Source organism: Pseudomonas sp. ATCC PTA-122608 (assembly GCF_001952855.1).
In the GTDB taxonomy this organism is placed as follows: domain Bacteria; phylum Pseudomonadota; class Gammaproteobacteria; order Pseudomonadales; family Pseudomonadaceae; genus Aquipseudomonas.
The window spans coordinates 177,528-193,609 of sequence record NZ_LPNO01000054.1; the positions used below are offsets into that span (position 1 = coordinate 177,528).

Consider the following 16,082-nt stretch of genomic DNA (forward strand, 5'->3'; position numbering starts at 1 on the left):
AACCATAGCAAGGGCCGTGCCGTTTACCAGGCGGAAACGACAAAGGGCTCCCGAAGGAGCCCTTTGCTTTTTACATCAACAGCTTATTAAGCGAACGGGTGACGCAGAACGATGGTCTCGTTGCGGTCCGGGCCCGTCGAAATAATGTCGATTGGCGCACCGATCAGCTCTTCAACGCGCTTGATGTAAGCGCGAGCGTTCGCTGGTAGTTCTTCCAGGGTCTTGGCGCCCACGGTCGATTCGGTCCAGCCCGGCACTTCTTCGTACACAGGCTGCAGGCCTACGTAGCTGTCAGCGTCGGTTGGGGCAACGTCGTTGCCTTGCGCATCTTTGTAGCCGATGCAGATGTTGATGGTTTCCAGGCCGTCGAGTACGTCCAGCTTGGTCAGGCAGATGCCCGAGATGCTGTTCACATCGATAGCGCGACGCAGGATAACGGCGTCGAACCAGCCACAACGACGAGCACGGCCAGTAGTTGCGCCGAACTCGTGACCTTGTTTGGCCAAGTGCGCACCAACGTCGTCGAACAGTTCAGTCGGGAACGGACCCGAACCCACACGCGTGGTGTACGCCTTAGTGATGCCGAGGATGTAATCCAGGAACATCGGACCAACGCCCGAACCGGTCGCAACGCCGCCAGCGGTGGTGTTGGAGCTGGTGACGTACGGGTAGGTGCCGTGGTCGATGTCCAGCAACGAACCCTGGGCGCCTTCGAACATGATGTCTTTGCCAGCGCGACGCAGGTCGTGCAGCTCGGCAGTCACGTCCAGCATCAGCGGCTTGAGCAGCTCAGCGTATTCCTTGCACTCAGCCAGGGTCTTTTCAAACTCGATGGCCGGCTCTTTGTAGTAACCCACCAGCATGAAGTTGTGGTAATCCACCAGTTCACGCAGCTTGTCTTCAAAGCGCGGCATGTTGAGCAGGTCGCCCACACGCAGGCCACGACGTGCAACCTTGTCTTCGTAGGCCGGGCCGATACCGCGACCGGTAGTACCGATCTTCAGCTCGCCACGGGCCTTTTCACGGGCCTGATCCAGCGCAACGTGGAAGGACAGGATCAGCGGGCAGGAAGGGCTGATACGCAGGCGCTCGCGCACGGGTACGCCTTTCTCTTCCAGCTTGGTGATCTCGCGCAGCAGGGCGTCAGGTGCAACCACCACGCCGTTGCCGATCAGGCACTGCACGCCTTCGCGCAGTACACCCGACGGAATCAGGTGCAAGACGGTTTTTTCGCCATCGATGACCAGGGTGTGGCCAGCGTTGTGGCCACCTTGGTAGCGCACTACGGCGGCAGCATGTTCGGTCAGCAGATCAACGATCTTGCCTTTGCCCTCATCACCCCATTGGGTGCCCAGGACTACGACATTCTTACCCATAACACTTGTCCTCATTCGCGCAAACTTGGTGCCGGCAGCGGCCGGCAGGAAAACTCAAGAAGCCAGTGGCGATACTTGCCAAAGCCCGTTCTGCAGAATCAATTGCCGGTCGCAGTCCGCTTCACGGGCGGCGGCCAATGGCTGCCCAGGCAAGGCCTGGACCACACGTTGACCCTCACTGCGCAACTGGCAAACCTGCTGCCAGAGTGCTGCGTCCGTACTGTCGGGCATCCAGATGCCACCAGACGGCAGCACGACCTCAGCACGCCCCAGGGTCACCAGGGTTTTCAAATCGGTGGAGAAGCCGGTCGCCGGACGGGCGCGACCGAAGTCGGCGCCGATATCGTCATAACGACCGCCCTGGGCGATGGCTTGACCAACACCCGGGACAAACACCGCGAACACCACACCGGTGTGGTAGTGGTAGCCGCGCAGCTCACCCAAATCAAAGTACAGCGGCAACTGCGGGAAGCGCGCAGACAACTGCTCGGCAATCGCCACCACGTCGTCCAGGGCCGCCAATACATCAGCCGGCGCGTTCGCCAGACGATCACGGGCGGCGGTCAGTACTTCACGGCCGCCACACAGGTCTACCAGCGCACGCAGCATGCCGGCCAGGTCAGCAGGCACGCCCGCCGTCAGGGCGATCACTTCATCGATGGCCTTGCGTTGCAGGGCATCGAACAACTGTTGTTCCACTTCACCCGACAAACCGGCCGCACGGGCCAGGCCGCGGTAGATGCCGACATGCCCGAGGTCCATGTGCACATCCGGCACATCGGCCAATTGCAGCATGGCCAGCATCAGGCTGATGACTTCCACGTCGCTGCTCGGGCTCGCATCGCCGTACAACTCGGCGCCCAACTGGATCGGGCTACGGGAAGACGACAAGGCACGCGGTTGAGCATGCAGCACGCTGCCGGCGTAGCACAGGCGACTTGGCCCTTCGCGACGCAGGGTGTGCGCATCAATGCGCGCGACTTGCGGCGTGATGTCGGCACGAAAACCCATTTGCCGGCCCGATTGCGGGTCGATGACCTTGAAGGTGCGCAGATCCAGGTCCTGGCCCGCGCCGGTCAGCAGGGATTCCAGGTACTCGATATGGGGGGTCACGACAAACTCGTAACCCCAGCTCTGGAACAGATCCAACACCTGGCGGCGCGCGATTTCAATGCGCGCAGCTTCTGGTGGCAGTACTTCTTCGATGCCATCTGGCAGCAGCCAGCGGTCTACCGTTGCCATTACGCCATTCCCCTATGATCCGGGCGGCCAGCCCTCGGGCGAGCCTTGAGTGAAGCAGAAAATACCCGGCCCCTGCATAAACCACGCGCAAGAGCGACGTGACGAACGACCAACAATCGGCCTCGTCGGGCACTTTCCTCGAAAAACCTGTGGCGCCTGCGGAGCAAAATCACAATCAAACATGCAGACGCAAAAAAGCCGGGAATTTCCCGGCTGCCGCATCATACACCCGTTTTCTGAAAGGATCACCCCGCCCGGCATTTTAGCCGCCCGACGGAGTGATTCTCAGACTACATGTGGGTTACTTGGACTTTTCCAGGTAGCGGAAGAAATCGCTACTTGGGTCCAGCACCATGACGTCGGTTTTGTTCGCGAAGCTTTCACGGTAGGCACGCAGGCTACGGTAGAACGCGTAGAACTCCTGGTCCTGGCCATACGCCTTGGAGTAGATCGACGCGGCTTGAGCGTCACCATCACCACGAGCCTCTTCAGACTCACGATAAGCTTCTGCCAACAGTACGCGACGCTGACGATCGGCATCCGCACGGATCCCTTCTGCCAGTTCGTTACCCTTGGCGCGGTGCTCACGAGCTTCACGCTCACGCTCGGTGCTCATACGCTCGAACACGCTACGGTTCACTTCCTTCGGAAGGTCGATAGCCTTGACCCGAACATCGATCACTTCGATGCCCAGTTCTTTTTCCGCCATCGTGTTCAACGAACGCGTGATGTCAGCCATCAGCGCATCACGTTCACCGGATACCACCTCGTGCAGGGTGCGTTTACCAAACTGGTCACGCAGGCCCGATTCCAGACGGCGCGACAAACGCTCGTCAGCAATCTGCTTGAGGCCGGAGGTCGCGGTGTAGAAGCGCTCGGCGTCCTTGACGCGCCACTTGGCGTAGGCGTCAACCATCACAGCTTTCTTTTCCAGGGTCAGGAAGCGTTGTGTCGGTGCATCCAGGGTCATCAGGCGGCCGTCGAACTTGCGCACCTGGTTGACGTAGGGGACTTTCACATGCAGGCCCGGCTGGACATCTGCCTGGACCACGCGACCGAATTGCAGCAACACCGCGCGCTCGGTCTGAGACACGATGTAGAAGCAGTTCCAGGCAGCGATGACCACGACGACGCCCACAATCAGGGCGGTCAGCGATTTATTGCTCATCAACGACTCTCCCTGGTACGTGTTTGCTGTTGCAGCAAGTCAGCGGCCGCACGGGCGCTCGCTTCGTTGGCAGCAGCCGTTGAACCGGAGGCCGGTGCGCTGGTGCTGCTACGACCACCTTCGATCATCTTGTCCAGCGGCAGGTACAGCAGATTGTTCTGCCCGCCCTTGCTGCCGGTCACGAGAACCTTGCTGGTGTTGGTGAACACTTCCTGCATGGTGTCCAGGTACAGACGCTCACGGGTGACTTCCGGTGCCTTGCGGTACTCGGCCACCAGCTTGGTGAAGCGATCTGCCTCACCCTTGGCGCGGGAAACCACTTCGTCGCGGTAACCGTTGGCATCTTCAAGGATACGCTGGGCCTGACCACGGGCTTCCGGCACCACGCCGTTGGCGTAGGTTTCAGCCTGGTTGCGCGAACGCTGCTCGTCTTCACGGGCACGGATCACGTCATCGAAGGCTTCCTGTACTTCACGCGGTGCGGCTGCGCTCTGTATGTTGACCTGGGTTACGGTGATACCGGTGCGATAGGTATCGAGGAACCGTTGCAGGCGCTCCTTGATCTCGCTGGCCATCAATTCACGACCTTCGGTCAGCACTTGGTCCATTGCGGTGGAACCCACCACGTGACGCAGGGCACTTTCGGTCGCTTGTTGCAGGCTGATTTCCGGCTGATCAACGTTCAGCACGAAGTCCTGCAGATTGCTGATCTTGTACTGCACGGTCAGCGGCACCTCGACGATGTTTTCGTCTTCGGTCAGCATCTGGCCCTGCTTGGTGTAGGCACGCTCACGCGTGACGTTTTCCATGTACTTCTTGTCGATCGGCGGGAAGTAGATGTTCAGGCCGGGGCCGACCGTCTCGTAGTATTTGCCGAAGCGCAGCACCACGGCCTGCTCCTGCTCGTCCACTACATAGACGGCGCTGTACAGCCAAACGGCCGCCAGCACGACGAGGCCGATGCCAAGCAAGCCGTAACCACCGCCCTTGCTCGTACGACCGCCTTCGTCACCACCACGTTTTTTTCCACCACCGAACAACCCATTCAGGCTTTCCTGCAGCTTTCGGAAGGCCTCGTCGAGATCTGGTGGCCCCTTGCGGTCGCCATTATTGCGGCGTTTACCACCCCAAGGATCCTGATTATTCGAGTTGCCACCCGGCTCATTCCAAGCCATAGCGCTCTCCATCTGATAAAGCAAAGACGCACCCACGGCGCGCCGACCAATGCTACAGAATGCCTGTCACAGCGGCACAACCGCTTTTTCAGGCTTTTATTGCAAAGTGTGTTGTTCGATGAACTCCGCCGGCACAACACCTTCCCGGCTGACCAGCCGATTCAGCTCCGTGCGCGGTATTCGAACGGCCAGCAAGCTGACACCTTCTTCGTCGTGCTCTTCTTTCTGTACCGCGCCCAGCTCGAAAAACTGTGCACGCAGTCGAGCAAAACGCTGAGGCAAGCGCAAGGTGCCAACAAACAAATCGCTGCCCAACAGCTCGGCAATGGCTTGTTCAAGCAATTCCAGGCCGCGGCCATCACGCGCCGACAGCCAGACCCGCTGGGGCTTGCCGTTTTCGTCGCGCTGGATTTGTGGCTCAACGCCTTCAAGCAAATCGAGTTTGTTATAGACCTCGAGGATGGGCAAGTCCTGGGCACCAATCTCACCCAACACCACCATGACCTGTTCAATCTGCAACATGCGATCCGGTTCAGCCGCATCGATTACGTGCAGCAGGAGGTCGGAATTGCTCGACTCTTCGAGCGTAGACCGAAATGCCTCGACCAGCTTGTGGGGCAAGTGACGAATGAAACCCACGGTATCGGCCAGGACAATCGGCCCCAGGTCGTCCAGTTCCAGACGGCGCAAGGTCGGGTCGAGGGTCGCAAACAGTTGGTCGGCCGCGTACACGTCCGATTTCGTCACGTTATTGAAGAGCGTGGATTTGCCGGCGTTGGTATAGCCCACCAGGGAAACGGTCGGGATATCCGCACGCATACGGCCACGTCGCGATTGTTCGCGCTGGCTGCGCACCTTCTCCAGGCGGCCCTTGATCTGTCGCAGGCGCACCCGCAGCAGACGCCGGTCGGTTTCCAGCTGGGTTTCACCCGGACCACGCATGCCGATACCGCCACCCTGACGTTCAAGGTGAGTCCAGCCGCGAACCAGCCGGGTGCTCATGTGGTCAAGCTGGGCCAGTTCTACCTGGAGCTTGCCTTCATGGGTACGGGCGCGCTGAGCGAAAATATCGAGAATCAGACCCGTGCGGTCGATCACGCGACACTCGAAAACTCGTTCGAGGTTACGTTCCTGACTGGGCGTGAGGATGTGATTGAAAATCACCAGATCGGCCTTTTCGGCATGGACCAAGTCGTGCAGCTCTTGGACCTTACCGCTGCCAATCAAGAATTTGGCGGTTGGCCGATGACGCGGCACGTTAAAAAACGCGACGGTCTCGGCACCGGCCGAATTTGCCAACTCCTGAAACTCCTGCGGATCTTCGCGCGCCTCAGGGTCCTGTCCATCCAAGTGAACGAGGATTACTCGCTCACCACCACCGTGGCGCTCAAAGAACAAAGGAGACTCCTATCAGGCGTTACCTGGTGCAGGCTCGGCGTCACCCTGTTCTTCGGTTGCGCTAGGCAGACGAATCGGACGAACCGGCACTACGGTCGAGATAGCGTGCTTGTAAACCATTTGGCTTACGGTGTTTTTCAGCAGGATCACGAACTGGTCGAACGACTCAATCGTGCCCTGCAGCTTGATACCGTTGACCAGATAGATGGAAACCCCAACTTTCTCTTTACGTAAAGTATTCAAGTAAGGGTCTTGTAGCGAATGCCCTTTTGACATGTGCCGCACTCCTTTAAGGATCAATAATAAAAAATCGGAAAATAGATAGCTTATGGCCGTCACACCCCCAAGGATAGACGGCAATTGCAAGGACTCAGCTCAATATGGAGACCGTTCCCAAGTATTTCAAGGCGCGTGACAGATTGTCGCAATCCAGACTGTCCAACCAGTGTAAATCAGTCCAGCTGCGCAGCCATGTGAACTGGCGTTTTGCCAATTGGCGCGTGGCAATGATGCCGCGCTCCTGCATTTCGGCTGACGTCAGCTTGCCATCCAGATGATCCCAGACTTGGCGGTAGCCTACAGCACGTATCGAAGGCAACCCCGCATGCAGGTCACCTCTTGAACGCAGTGCTACGACCTCGTCCACAAACCCCTGTTCCAACATAATTGTGAATCTTTGTGCAATTCGTTCATGCAGCACCTGGCGATCCGTCGGAGCGATGGCCAGATTCGCCACAGTATAGGGCAATTGTGAGTGTCCCGAGGCGCCTGCTTCAGCACTTTGCGCAGTTTGTTTCAGCCTGTGTTCAGTCATGGTCTGGCCACTGACCCGCCAGACTTCCAAGGCTCGCGTCAGGCGCTGGGGGTCATTGGGATGAATCCGCGCGGCGGAAACCGGATCCACAGCCGCCAACTGGTCGTGCAAGGCCTGCCAGCCAAGGCGCGCAGCCTCTTCCTCAAGGTCGGCACGAACCTGTGGATCGGCCGGCGGCATATCAGCCAGACCTTCCTGCAACGCCTTGTAGTAGAGCATCGTGCCGCCCACCAACAGCGGAATCTTGCCCCGCGCGGTGATATCGGCCATGGCTGCCAGGGCATCGGTGCGAAAATCCGCCGCCGAATAGCTCTCGCTGGGATCGATGATGTCGATCAACCGGTGCGGATACTGGGCCAGCAGCTCTTTTGAGGGCTTGGCGGTGCCAATGTCCATGTCCCGGTAAACCAGTGCAGAGTCGACACTGATCAGTTCGCACGGCAAAACCTTGGTCAGCTCGATGGCCAGGTCGGTCTTGCCGGCGGCCGTCGGGCCCATCAGGAAGATCGCGGGGGGCAAGGCACTCATCAACGGCCGCGCAAGAACAATTTGTCGAGATCGTCCAGGCCCATCTGGGTCCAGGTCGGCCGGCCGTGGTTGCATTGGCCGCTGCGCTCAGTGTTTTCCATGTCCCGCAGCAAACCGTTCATTTCCGGCAGGGCCAGCCGGCGGTTGGCGCGGATGGCGCCGTGGCAGGCCATGGTGCCGAGCAGTTCATTGATGTGAGCCTGGATACGGTCGCTGGTGCCGTATTCCATCAAGTCCGCCAGTACGTCAGCCACCAGCCGGTTGGCCTCGGCCTGCTTGAGCAAAGCCGGGATCTGGCGGATAGCCAGGGTTTCCGGGCCCAGGCGTTGCAGCTCAAAGCCCAGCTTCTGGAACACGCTGACGTGTTCTTCGGCGCAATCGGCCTCGCGCTGGCTGACCGCCAGGGATTCCGGCACCAGCAGCGGCTGGCCACTAAGGCCTTCGCTGGCCATGGCGATCTTCAGGCGCTCGTACATGATCCGCTCGTGGGCGGCGTGCATGTCCACCAGCACCAGGCCGTGGGCGTTTTCCGCAAGGATGTAGATGCCCTTGAGCTGGGCCAACGCGTAACCCAGCGGCGGCACGTCGCCCTGGCCTTCCGGCAAGGCGGCAGCCCCCGACTCGGCGCCTGGCAGCGGTGCAAAAAACTCGCGATAGGCTGCCTGGGCTTCGGCGACTGGCAACGCTGATTGCGGGCGCGGCGTGTATTGGTATTGATAGCCGGCGCCAGCACCTGAGCCTGGAGCGGTATAGCTCGGCTGGGCTTGCGGCGATTGCAGCAAGTTGGCCGCCAGGCTCATTTCGCCCTGGGGCCCGAACTCACCGGCTTCCGGCCCCGAGGGACGGACGACAGCCGTGACAATCGGTGCGGCCAGATGATCATCGGGGCGCACATCGCCCAAGGCGCGGTGCAGCGTGCCATAGAGGAAGTCATGAACCATGCGACCGTCACGGAAGCGCACTTCGTGCTTGGTCGGGTGCACGTTAACGTCCACCACCGACGGGTCGACCTCGAAAAACAGCACAAACGTCGGATGCCGCCCGTTGAACAGCACGTCGCGATACGCCTGGCGCACCGCGTGGGCCACCAGTTTGTCGCGCACCGCCCGGCCGTTCACAAAGAAGTACTGCAAGTCTGCCTGGCTACGGGAGAAGGTCGGCAAACCCACCCAACCCCAAAGGCGCAGGCCATTGCGCTCGATCTCGATCGGCAGCGCCTGCTCCAGGAACCCCGCGCCGCAGATAGCCGAGACGCGCCGGGCACGGGCCGCATCATCATGGGCCTCATGCAGGCTGAGGATGGTCTTGCCGTTATGGCGCAGGTGGAAAGCCACATCAAAACGGGCCAGGGCCAAGCGCTTGATGACTTCTTGCAAGTGATCGAATTCGGTTTTTTCGGCCTTGAGGAATTTGCGCCGGGCCGGGGTGTTGAAGAACAGGTCGCGCACTTCCACCGAGGTGCCCACCGGATGCGCAGCCGGCCGGACTCGGGGCGCCATGTCGCGACCTTCGGTTTCAACCTGCCAGGCTTGATCGGCGTCGCGGGTGCGGGACGTCAGGGTCAGGCGAGCCACGGAGCTGATGGAAGCCAGGGCCTCACCACGAAACCCAAGGCTCATCACTCGCTCAAGGTCTTCCAGGTCGCGAATCTTGCTGGTGGCGTGACGGGCCAGGGCCAGCGGCAGGTCGTCGGATGAAATCCCGCTGCCGTCGTCGCGCACCCGCAGCAGCTTGACGCCGCCCAGCTCAACGTCGACGTCAATGCGCTTGGCGCCGGAGTCGATGCTGTTTTCCAGCAGTTCCTTGATCACCGACGCTGGCCGCTCGACCACCTCGCCCGCCGCGATCTGGTTGGCGAGGCGCGGGCTTAGCAGCTCAATGCGCGAAGTGTTGCTCAAGACTGTTTCGCTCATTATTGCGCCGCCAGTTCAGTGCCCGGGATGGTCAACACCTGGCCGACCTTCAGTTCATCGGTCTTCAGGTTGTTGGCACTGCGCAAGGTTGCCGCAGACACCTGGAACCGCACCGCCAGCATTGCCAGGGTGTCGCCCGGTTGCACGCGATGGTCACGCGGACCCTGGGCGATCTTCCCGGAATCACGCAGCCAGGCGATGTAGGTGCCCGGCGGCGGGTTCTGCTGGAAGAACTGGCGAACACCGGCGCTGATGGAACGCGCCAACGCCTGCTGGTGGCTGGAAGAGGCCAGTTTCGAGGCTTCGTTGGAGTTGGAGATAAACCCGGTTTCCACCAGGATCGACGGAATATCCGGCGACTTGAGCACCATGAACCCGGCCTGCTCCACGCGCTGTTTATGCAGCGAAGTGACACGACCGATATTGCTCAGGACTTTCTGCCCGACGTTCAGGCTGGAGGTCAGCGAGGCGGTCATCGACAGGTCGAGCAATACGCCGGCGAGCATTTTGTCCTTGTCGTCGAGGGACACGTTGCCGGCCCCGCCGATCAAGTCGGAACGGTTTTCACTGTCCGCCAGCCAGCGGGCGGTCTCGGAAGTGGCGCCGCGATCCGACAGGGCAAACACCGAAGCACCAAACGCAGCAGCCGAAGGGGCGGCGTCGGCGTGGATCGAGACGAACAGGTCGGCGCCCTTCTTGCGGGCGATTTCGGTACGGCCACGCAGCGGAATAAAGTAGTCGCCGGTACGGGTCAGCTCGGCGCGATAGCCTTTCATGCCATTGATCTGGCGCTGCAGTTCGCGGGCGATGGCCAGTACCACGTCTTTTTCATGCTGGCCGCGCGAGCCGGAGGCTCCAGGGTCTTCGCCGCCGTGACCGGCATCGATGACCACGATGATGTCACGCTTGCCCGCGGGTGCAGGTGGTGGTGGCGGCAATTTGACCTGAGGCTGGGACTGGTTGACCGGCACCGCCGGTATCGTCGCAACGCTTGGGGTTGGCGCGGGCGGCGGCGCGGCATCGGCGGCGTTGTCGAACAGGTCGACCACCAGCCGGTTGCCATATTGCGCGTTGGGCGCCAGCACGAAGCTTTTCGGGGTCACGGCCTTTTTCAGGTCGATGACCACCCGCAGATCGGTCGGCGTACGTTGGGCCGAGCGCATCGCGGTAATCGGGGTATTGGCCATGGCGACTTTCAACGGCGCGGCCAGGGTCGCACCGTTGATATCAATCACCAGGCGATCGGGCGCCGTAAGGGTGAAGACGCTGTGCTGAACCGGGCCAGACAGGTCGAATACCAGTCGCGTGTTATCCGGTGCCCGCCACAGGCGAACACTTTTCACCTGTGAGGCCGCCAGTGCATTGAAAGTCATTGCCGCAAGCAACACCCCTACGACAGTAACCAACGCGCGAAAGCGCATACCTAACCCCATCAATTATTTGAATTCCAATGCCAAAGCGGCGCACCACGACTCGCCGCGCGCGCTCTGGGACAACAACTTCAGCTGACGTCCATGCTTATGCGGGGTAATGGTAATGGTCAGGTCCGGCTTTGGCAAAAAGCCTGTGCCTTTATCTGGCCACTCGATCAGGCATAACGCGTCTTCATCGAAGTAATCGCGGATGCCCATGTATTCCAGTTCTTCGGGATCCACCAGGCGATACAGGTCGAAGTGGAAAGCTCGTACGTCGCCAATTTCGTAGGGTTCTACCAAAGTGAACGTAGGGCTTTTCACAGCACCTTGATGCCCCAACCCGCGAATGATGCCCCGGGACAAGGTGGTTTTCCCGGCGCCCAAGTCGCCTTCCAGAAAGATCAAACCCGAGCCTTTCGTCACCTGGGCGATACGGTTGCCCAGCGCGACCATGGCGTCTTCATCGGACAGGAAAAGGACTACTTCAGACACGGCGATTGCTCCTCCAGCAACTGACGAATGGCAGGAATCAGGTCACTGGCGGCCAGCCCGCGACCGTAGATGCCCTGGCGATCTCCGGCAGTGGCATGCAGCCAGACCGCCAGGCAGGCGGCATCAAATGCCGACATGCCTTGAGCCAATAAAGCACCGACCAGGCCAGCCAACACGTCGCCCAGGCCGGCCGTCGCCATCGCCGGATGGCCCTGATCACAGCGGGCAACGCGGCCGTCCGGGCTGGCGATCAAGCTGCCTGCGCCCTTGAGGATCGCTACTGCATTGAATTTCTGACTCAACGCGCGCGCTACGTTAAGGCGGTCGGCCTGAACCTCGGCTGTCGAAATGCCCATCAAGCGGGCGGCTTCGCCAGGGTGTGGAGTGATCACACAATTGGCCGGCAAGCTGACGCTGCCCGTCGCCAGCAGGTTCAAGGCGTCGGCATCCCAGACCTGCGGCTGCCTGGCGTTGGCCGCTACCGACAGCAGGCTTTTGCCCCAAGAGGCTTCGCCCAGGCCCGGGCCGATGACGATCACGGAAATCTTTTCCAGCAAGCCCATCAACTGATTGGCCGAGTGCACGCCCACGGTCATGACTTCCGGCAACCGCGCCAGCGCCGCTGCAACGTGCTCGCTGCGAGTCGCCAGGGAAACCATGCCGGCACCACTGCGCAGGGCACTTTCGGCGCTGAGCAAGGCGGCGCCGCCAAAACCCCGGTCGCCGCCGATCAGCAATACATGGCCGAACTGGCCTTTATGGGCGTCCGGGGAACGCGCAGCGAGTTGCGGCAATTGGCCGGGCAACAGGTGCTGAACGTCGGGTATTTCGTGTTTTGTCTGCGGCATGCGTCTTCAAGCTCCGATGTCTGGCAGAATTATACGCATCTAACCTGCGGTTTCTCTTGTTCATGCCTGCTATTACCTACGACCTGCCCGCCCTCGCTCAATCGATCAAAGACTGGGGCCGCGAGCTGGGCTTTCAACAAGTGGGCATCAGCGGCCTTGACCTCGCCGAGCATGAGCAGCACCTGCAGCGCTGGCTCGACGCCGGCTACCACGGCGAAATGGACTACATGGGCGCCCACGGCAGCAAGCGCTCACACCCGGAAGAACTGGTGCCCGGCACCTTGCGCGTGGTGTCGCTGCGCATGGACTACCTGCCCGGCGACACTCAAATGGCCCAATTGCTGGCCAAACCCGAAAAAGCCTACATCTCCCGTTACGCGTTAGGCCGCGACTATCACAAGCTGATCCGCAAACGCGTGCAGCAACTGGCCGACCGGATTCAGGCGCAGATCGGCCCGTTCGGCTTCCGTGCGTTTGTCGACAGCGCCCCGGTGCTGGAAAAAGCCATCGCCGAACAAGCCGGGCTGGGCTGGATCGGCAAAAACACCCTGGTACTCAACCGCAAGGCCGGCAGCTACTTCTTCCTGAGCGAGTTGTTTGTCGACCTGCCGTTGCCGGTCGACCCACCCCACGCCACCGAACACTGTGGCCGTTGCACCGCCTGCCTGGACATCTGCCCGACCAACGCCTTCGTCGGCCCCTACGTGCTGGACGCCCGACGCTGCATTTCCTACCTGACCATCGAGCTGAAAAGCGCGATCCCCGAAGACTTGCGCCCACTGATCGGCAACCGGGTATTCGGCTGTGATGACTGTCAGATCGTTTGCCCGTGGAATCGTTTCGCCCGGCCTACCGACGAAGGTGATTTCAAGCCACGGCACAATCTGGATAACGCAGAACTGGCCGAATTGTTCATGTGGGACGAAGACAAATTTCTCAGCAGCACCGAAGGCTCGCCCCTGCGCCGCGCCGGCTATGAGCGCTGGCTGCGCAACCTGGCGGTGGGCCTGGGCAATGCGCCGTCAAGCATTCCGGTGCTGGAAGCGTTGAAGGCGCGAAGGAAGTACCCGTCGGAACTGGTGCGCGAACATGTGGAATGGGCGCTGAACCAGCATGCCGAACGTCAGTGCACGTCGTCGTTGTAGACGAACTTGGGCATTTCCCAATGGAAGCGGATCGCCAACAGACGCAATAGAAAGCCGCTGAACAGCGTCAGCAGGATTGATTGCTCGCTGGGCAGTTCCAGATAGATGCACAACATGTAGAACCAGGCGGCCAGGAACGAAACGCTGGCGTACAGCTCGCGGCGGAAGATCAGCGGGATGTCGTTGCAGAAGATGTCCCGCAGGATGCCGCCGAATACCCCGGTGATCACACCGCTGACCGACGCCACCAGCATGCCGTGGCCCATTTCCAGGGCGGTCATGCAACCGATCAGAGTAAAGGCCACCAGACCGACGGCGTCCAGCGCGAGGAACAGCGAGCGCAGGTGGCGCATCAGTGGGGCGATGAAGATTGTCACCAGCGCTGCGATGGAGGTCAGCACCAGGTATTCCGGGTGCTTGACCCAGGTCAGCGGGTAGTGGCCGAGCAACACGTCACGCACCGAACCGCCGCCCAGTGCCGTCACACAGGCGATCAGCACCACACCGAACCAATCCATGCCCCGCCGCCCGGCGGACAAGGCGCCCGTCATGGCTTCGGCGGTAATGGCGACGAGGTAGAGCATCAGCAGCATGATGGCGATCCTTGCAAAGAGGCGCGCAGTCTAATCATTTGGTGATGGCACCAAAAGGGGGCGAGCCCTCAAGAGCTTAAAGCTCGTCCTAATGTGGCGAGGGAGCTTGCTCCCGTTGGACTGCGCAGCAGTCCCATTTTTCAGGGCTGCTTCGCAGCCCAGCGGGAGCAAGCTCCCTCGCCACAACAGCTCTTCACCACGACTCAAATCAGAACTTGATGAAATGCTTGCGGTAATGCTGCAGCTCGGCAATCGACTCGCGAATATCGTCCAGCGCCAGGTGGGTGCTGCCTTTATGGAAGCTGTCTTTGACTTCCGGCGCCCAGCGCGCGGCCAGTTCCTTCAAGGTCGACACGTCCAGGTTGCGGTAGTGGAAGTAGCTTTCCAGCGCTTTCATGTGGGTATAAAGAAAGCGGCGGTCCTGGCAAATGCTGTTGCCGCAGATCGGCGACTTGCCCTTGGGCACCCACTTTTCCAGGAAGGCGATGGTTTGCGCTTCAGCCTCGGCCATGCTCACGCGGCTGTCACGCACGCGCTGGGTCAGGCCCGAGTTGCCGTGGGTGCGGGTGTTCCACTCGTCCATGGTGGCCAACACAGCATCGCTGTGGTGAATGGCAATCACCGGACCTTCGGCCAAGGTGTTGAGGTTGCTGTCGGTGACAATGGTCGCCATCTCGATGATGACGTCGGTGTCAGGGTTCAGACCGGTCATTTCCAGATCGATCCAAATCAGGTTCTGTGGGTTTTGCATGTCGTGGTTCCTTGGCACCTTGGCGTAGCTGCGCAGTTTAGCAGGCAGGGCGTGCTAGACTCGCGACCGTTTTACCTAACCTTTGCATTATCGACACGGAACACCAATGGCCAAACGCCAGCTCAACCGTCGCCAAAACTGGCGCATCGAAAAGATTCAGGGCGAACGCGCTGCCCGCGCCGCCAAACGTGAGTCCTCCGCCGTGGAAGCGCTTGAGGGCGGCGACCTGGGCCCCGAGCAAACGGGGCTGGTGATCGCGCACTTCGGTGTGCAGGTCGAAGTCGAGGCCACAGAAGGCGACCACGCCGGCCAGGTATTCCGTTGCCACTTGCGCGCGAACCTGCCTGCGCTGGTGACCGGCGACCGGGTGGTATGGCGTGCTGGCAACCAGGGCATCGGCGTCATCGTCGCCCAGTTGCCGCGAACCACCGAACTGCGTCGCCCCGACAGCCGTGGCCAGCTCAAGCCGGTGGCGGCCAACGTCGACATGATCGTCATCGTCTTCGCGCCACTGCCCGAGCCCCATGCCAACCTGATCGACCGCTACCTCGTAGCCGCCGAACATGCCGGCATTCGCCCGCTGTTGCTGCTGAACAAATTCGACCTGATCGACGAGCAGAACGCCCCGGCGCTCAACGCGCTGCTGGCGGTGTACCGCACCCTCGGCTACCCGGTGCTGGAAGTCTCGGCGCATCACGGCAATGGCATGGAGCAATTGCAGACTGAACTGGATGGACGCATCAGCGTGTTCGTCGGCCAGTCGGGTGTGGGCAAGTCGTCCCTGGTCAACAGCCTGTTGCCGGAAGTCGAAACCCGTGTGGGTCCATTGTCGGAGCTGTCCGGCCAGGGCACCCACACCACCACCACGGCACGGTTGTTCCACTTCCCGGGCGGCGGTGAACTGATCGACTCCCCGGGTATTCGTGAATTCGGCCTGGGCCATGTGAGCCGTGCCGATGTTGAAGCGGGTTTTATCGAGTTCAACGACTTGATCGGCACCTGCCGCTTCCGCGACTGCAAACATGACCGCGAGCCGGGTTGCGCCCTCCTCAAGGCACTGGAAGACGGCCGCGTGCAGCAGCAGCGGATGAACAGCTATCGCTCGATCATCGCCAGCTTGCCCGAGACCAGCTATTAACAGGTAGGAGCGAGCTTGCTCGCGAAAAGCGTGAGGGCGCCGCGTGCATTCAGAGAGCACGCGTCATCGTTAACGTCCATCGCGAG

15 protein-coding genes are annotated in these 16,082 nt (G+C 60.8%); 2 read left to right on the top strand and 13 right to left on the bottom strand.

The annotated features are described in order from the left end of the window. Positions 1 to 86 precede the first annotated feature (86 nt). The 11 genes from AU074_RS31640 to AU074_RS31690 all read right to left on the bottom strand — a co-directional run bounded on the left by AU074_RS31640 (position 87) and on the right by AU074_RS31690 (position 12,369). On the bottom strand, positions 87 to 1,376 hold the full coding sequence (locus tag AU074_RS31640) for an adenylosuccinate synthase (protein ID WP_076018051.1): 1,290 nt from the start codon (positions 1,374 to 1,376) through the stop codon (positions 87 to 89). 54 nt (positions 1,377 to 1,430) lie between these two features. Next, positions 1,431 to 2,618, bottom strand: coding sequence for an ATP phosphoribosyltransferase regulatory subunit (locus AU074_RS31645; protein WP_076018052.1), 1,188 nt, complete (start codon positions 2,616 to 2,618; stop codon positions 1,431 to 1,433). A gap of 301 nt (positions 2,619 to 2,919) precedes the next feature. After that, complete coding sequence (hflC, locus tag AU074_RS31650; RefSeq protein ID WP_076018053.1) at positions 2,920 to 3,786, bottom strand: protease modulator HflC; 867 nt, start codon at positions 3,784 to 3,786, stop codon at positions 2,920 to 2,922. Further along, positions 3,786 to 4,961 carry an FtsH protease activity modulator HflK gene (gene hflK / locus AU074_RS31655; protein ID WP_076018054.1) on the bottom strand — a complete coding sequence of 392 codons (1,176 nt, stop codon included), beginning with the start codon at positions 4,959 to 4,961 and terminating at the stop codon, positions 3,786 to 3,788. Before hflK ends, hflC begins: the two co-directional genes overlap by 1 nt. A gap of 96 nt (positions 4,962 to 5,057) precedes the next feature. Further along, a complete protein-coding gene (gene hflX, locus AU074_RS31660) occupies positions 5,058 to 6,359 on the bottom strand; it encodes a ribosome rescue GTPase HflX (RefSeq protein WP_076018055.1) in 1,302 nt (433 codons plus the stop codon). Between the two features lie 12 nt (positions 6,360 to 6,371). Further along, entirely contained in the window at positions 6,372 to 6,635 is a 264-nt protein-coding gene (gene hfq, locus AU074_RS31665) for an RNA chaperone Hfq (protein ID WP_003217515.1), read from the bottom strand. Between the two features lie 94 nt (positions 6,636 to 6,729). Next, positions 6,730 to 7,701, bottom strand: a complete 972-nt coding sequence (gene miaA, locus AU074_RS31670) for a tRNA (adenosine(37)-N6)-dimethylallyltransferase MiaA (protein ID WP_076018056.1) — start codon at positions 7,699 to 7,701, stop codon at positions 6,730 to 6,732. Continuing rightward, positions 7,701 to 9,599, bottom strand: a complete 1,899-nt coding sequence (mutL, locus tag AU074_RS31675) for a DNA mismatch repair endonuclease MutL (protein WP_173860421.1) — start codon at positions 9,597 to 9,599, stop codon at positions 7,701 to 7,703. The genes miaA and mutL overlap by 1 nt, the downstream gene beginning before the upstream one ends. 14 nt (positions 9,600 to 9,613) lie before the next feature. Further along, positions 9,614 to 11,047 carry an N-acetylmuramoyl-L-alanine amidase gene (locus AU074_RS31680; protein ID WP_197680881.1) on the bottom strand — a complete coding sequence of 478 codons (1,434 nt, stop codon included), beginning with the start codon at positions 11,045 to 11,047 and terminating at the stop codon, positions 9,614 to 9,616. A gap of 3 nt (positions 11,048 to 11,050) precedes the next feature. Continuing rightward, positions 11,051 to 11,521 carry a tRNA (adenosine(37)-N6)-threonylcarbamoyltransferase complex ATPase subunit type 1 TsaE gene (tsaE, locus tag AU074_RS31685; protein ID WP_076018059.1) on the bottom strand — a complete coding sequence of 157 codons (471 nt, stop codon included), beginning with the start codon at positions 11,519 to 11,521 and terminating at the stop codon, positions 11,051 to 11,053. Next, positions 11,509 to 12,369: an NAD(P)H-hydrate dehydratase gene (locus AU074_RS31690; protein ID WP_076018060.1), complete on the bottom strand. Its 861-nt coding sequence runs from the start codon at positions 12,367 to 12,369 to the stop codon at positions 11,509 to 11,511. The genes tsaE and AU074_RS31690 overlap by 13 nt, the downstream gene beginning before the upstream one ends. Before the next feature lie 62 nt (positions 12,370 to 12,431). On the opposite strand from AU074_RS31690, the gene queG reads away from it, so the two are divergent. Then, positions 12,432 to 13,514 carry a tRNA epoxyqueuosine(34) reductase QueG gene (gene queG / locus AU074_RS31695; protein ID WP_076018061.1) on the top strand — a complete coding sequence of 361 codons (1,083 nt, stop codon included), beginning with the start codon at positions 12,432 to 12,434 and terminating at the stop codon, positions 13,512 to 13,514. Here queG and AU074_RS31700 read toward each other — a convergent pair. Next, positions 13,493 to 14,110, bottom strand: coding sequence for a trimeric intracellular cation channel family protein (locus AU074_RS31700; RefSeq protein WP_173860422.1), 618 nt, complete (start codon positions 14,108 to 14,110; stop codon positions 13,493 to 13,495). The two genes, queG and AU074_RS31700, sit on opposite strands and share 22 nt — an antisense overlap. Before the next feature lie 205 nt (positions 14,111 to 14,315). Beyond that, a complete protein-coding gene (orn, locus tag AU074_RS31705) occupies positions 14,316 to 14,858 on the bottom strand; it encodes an oligoribonuclease (RefSeq protein ID WP_076018063.1) in 543 nt (180 codons plus the stop codon). A gap of 106 nt (positions 14,859 to 14,964) precedes the next feature. Here orn and rsgA point away from each other — a divergent pair, with 106 nt between their 5' ends. Continuing rightward, positions 14,965 to 15,996, top strand: a complete 1,032-nt coding sequence (rsgA, locus tag AU074_RS31710; protein ID WP_076018064.1) for a small ribosomal subunit biogenesis GTPase RsgA — start codon at positions 14,965 to 14,967, stop codon at positions 15,994 to 15,996. Positions 15,997 to 16,082 lie beyond the last annotated feature (86 nt).

Bases quoted from the DNA above. Each gene is read 5' to 3' on its own strand.
- AU074_RS31645 (WP_076018052.1), bottom strand. From the start codon at position 2,618: ATGGCAACGGTAGACCGCTGGCTGCTGCCAGATGGCATCGAAGAAGTA.
- hflC (WP_076018053.1), bottom strand. From the start codon at position 3,786: ATGAGCAATAAATCGCTGACCGCCCTGATTGTGGGCGTCGTCGTGGTC.
- hflK (WP_076018054.1), bottom strand. From the start codon at position 4,961: ATGGCTTGGAATGAGCCGGGTGGCAACTCGAATAATCAGGATCCTTGG.
- rsgA (WP_076018064.1), top strand. From the start codon at position 14,965: ATGGCCAAACGCCAGCTCAACCGTCGCCAAAACTGGCGCATCGAAAAG.
- hfq (WP_003217515.1), bottom strand. From the start codon at position 6,635: ATGTCAAAAGGGCATTCGCTACAAGACCCTTACTTGAATACTTTACGT.
- queG (WP_076018061.1), top strand. From the start codon at position 12,432: ATGCCTGCTATTACCTACGACCTGCCCGCCCTCGCTCAATCGATCAAA.
- AU074_RS31690 (WP_076018060.1), bottom strand. From the start codon at position 12,369: ATGCCGCAGACAAAACACGAAATACCCGACGTTCAGCACCTGTTGCCC.
- AU074_RS31640 (WP_076018051.1), bottom strand. From the start codon at position 1,376: ATGGGTAAGAATGTCGTAGTCCTGGGCACCCAATGGGGTGATGAGGGC.
- miaA (WP_076018056.1), bottom strand. From the start codon at position 7,701: ATGAGTGCCTTGCCCCCCGCGATCTTCCTGATGGGCCCGACGGCCGCC.
- orn (WP_076018063.1), bottom strand. From the start codon at position 14,858: ATGCAAAACCCACAGAACCTGATTTGGATCGATCTGGAAATGACCGGT.
- AU074_RS31680 (WP_197680881.1), bottom strand. From the start codon at position 11,047: ATGGGGTTAGGTATGCGCTTTCGCGCGTTGGTTACTGTCGTAGGGGTG.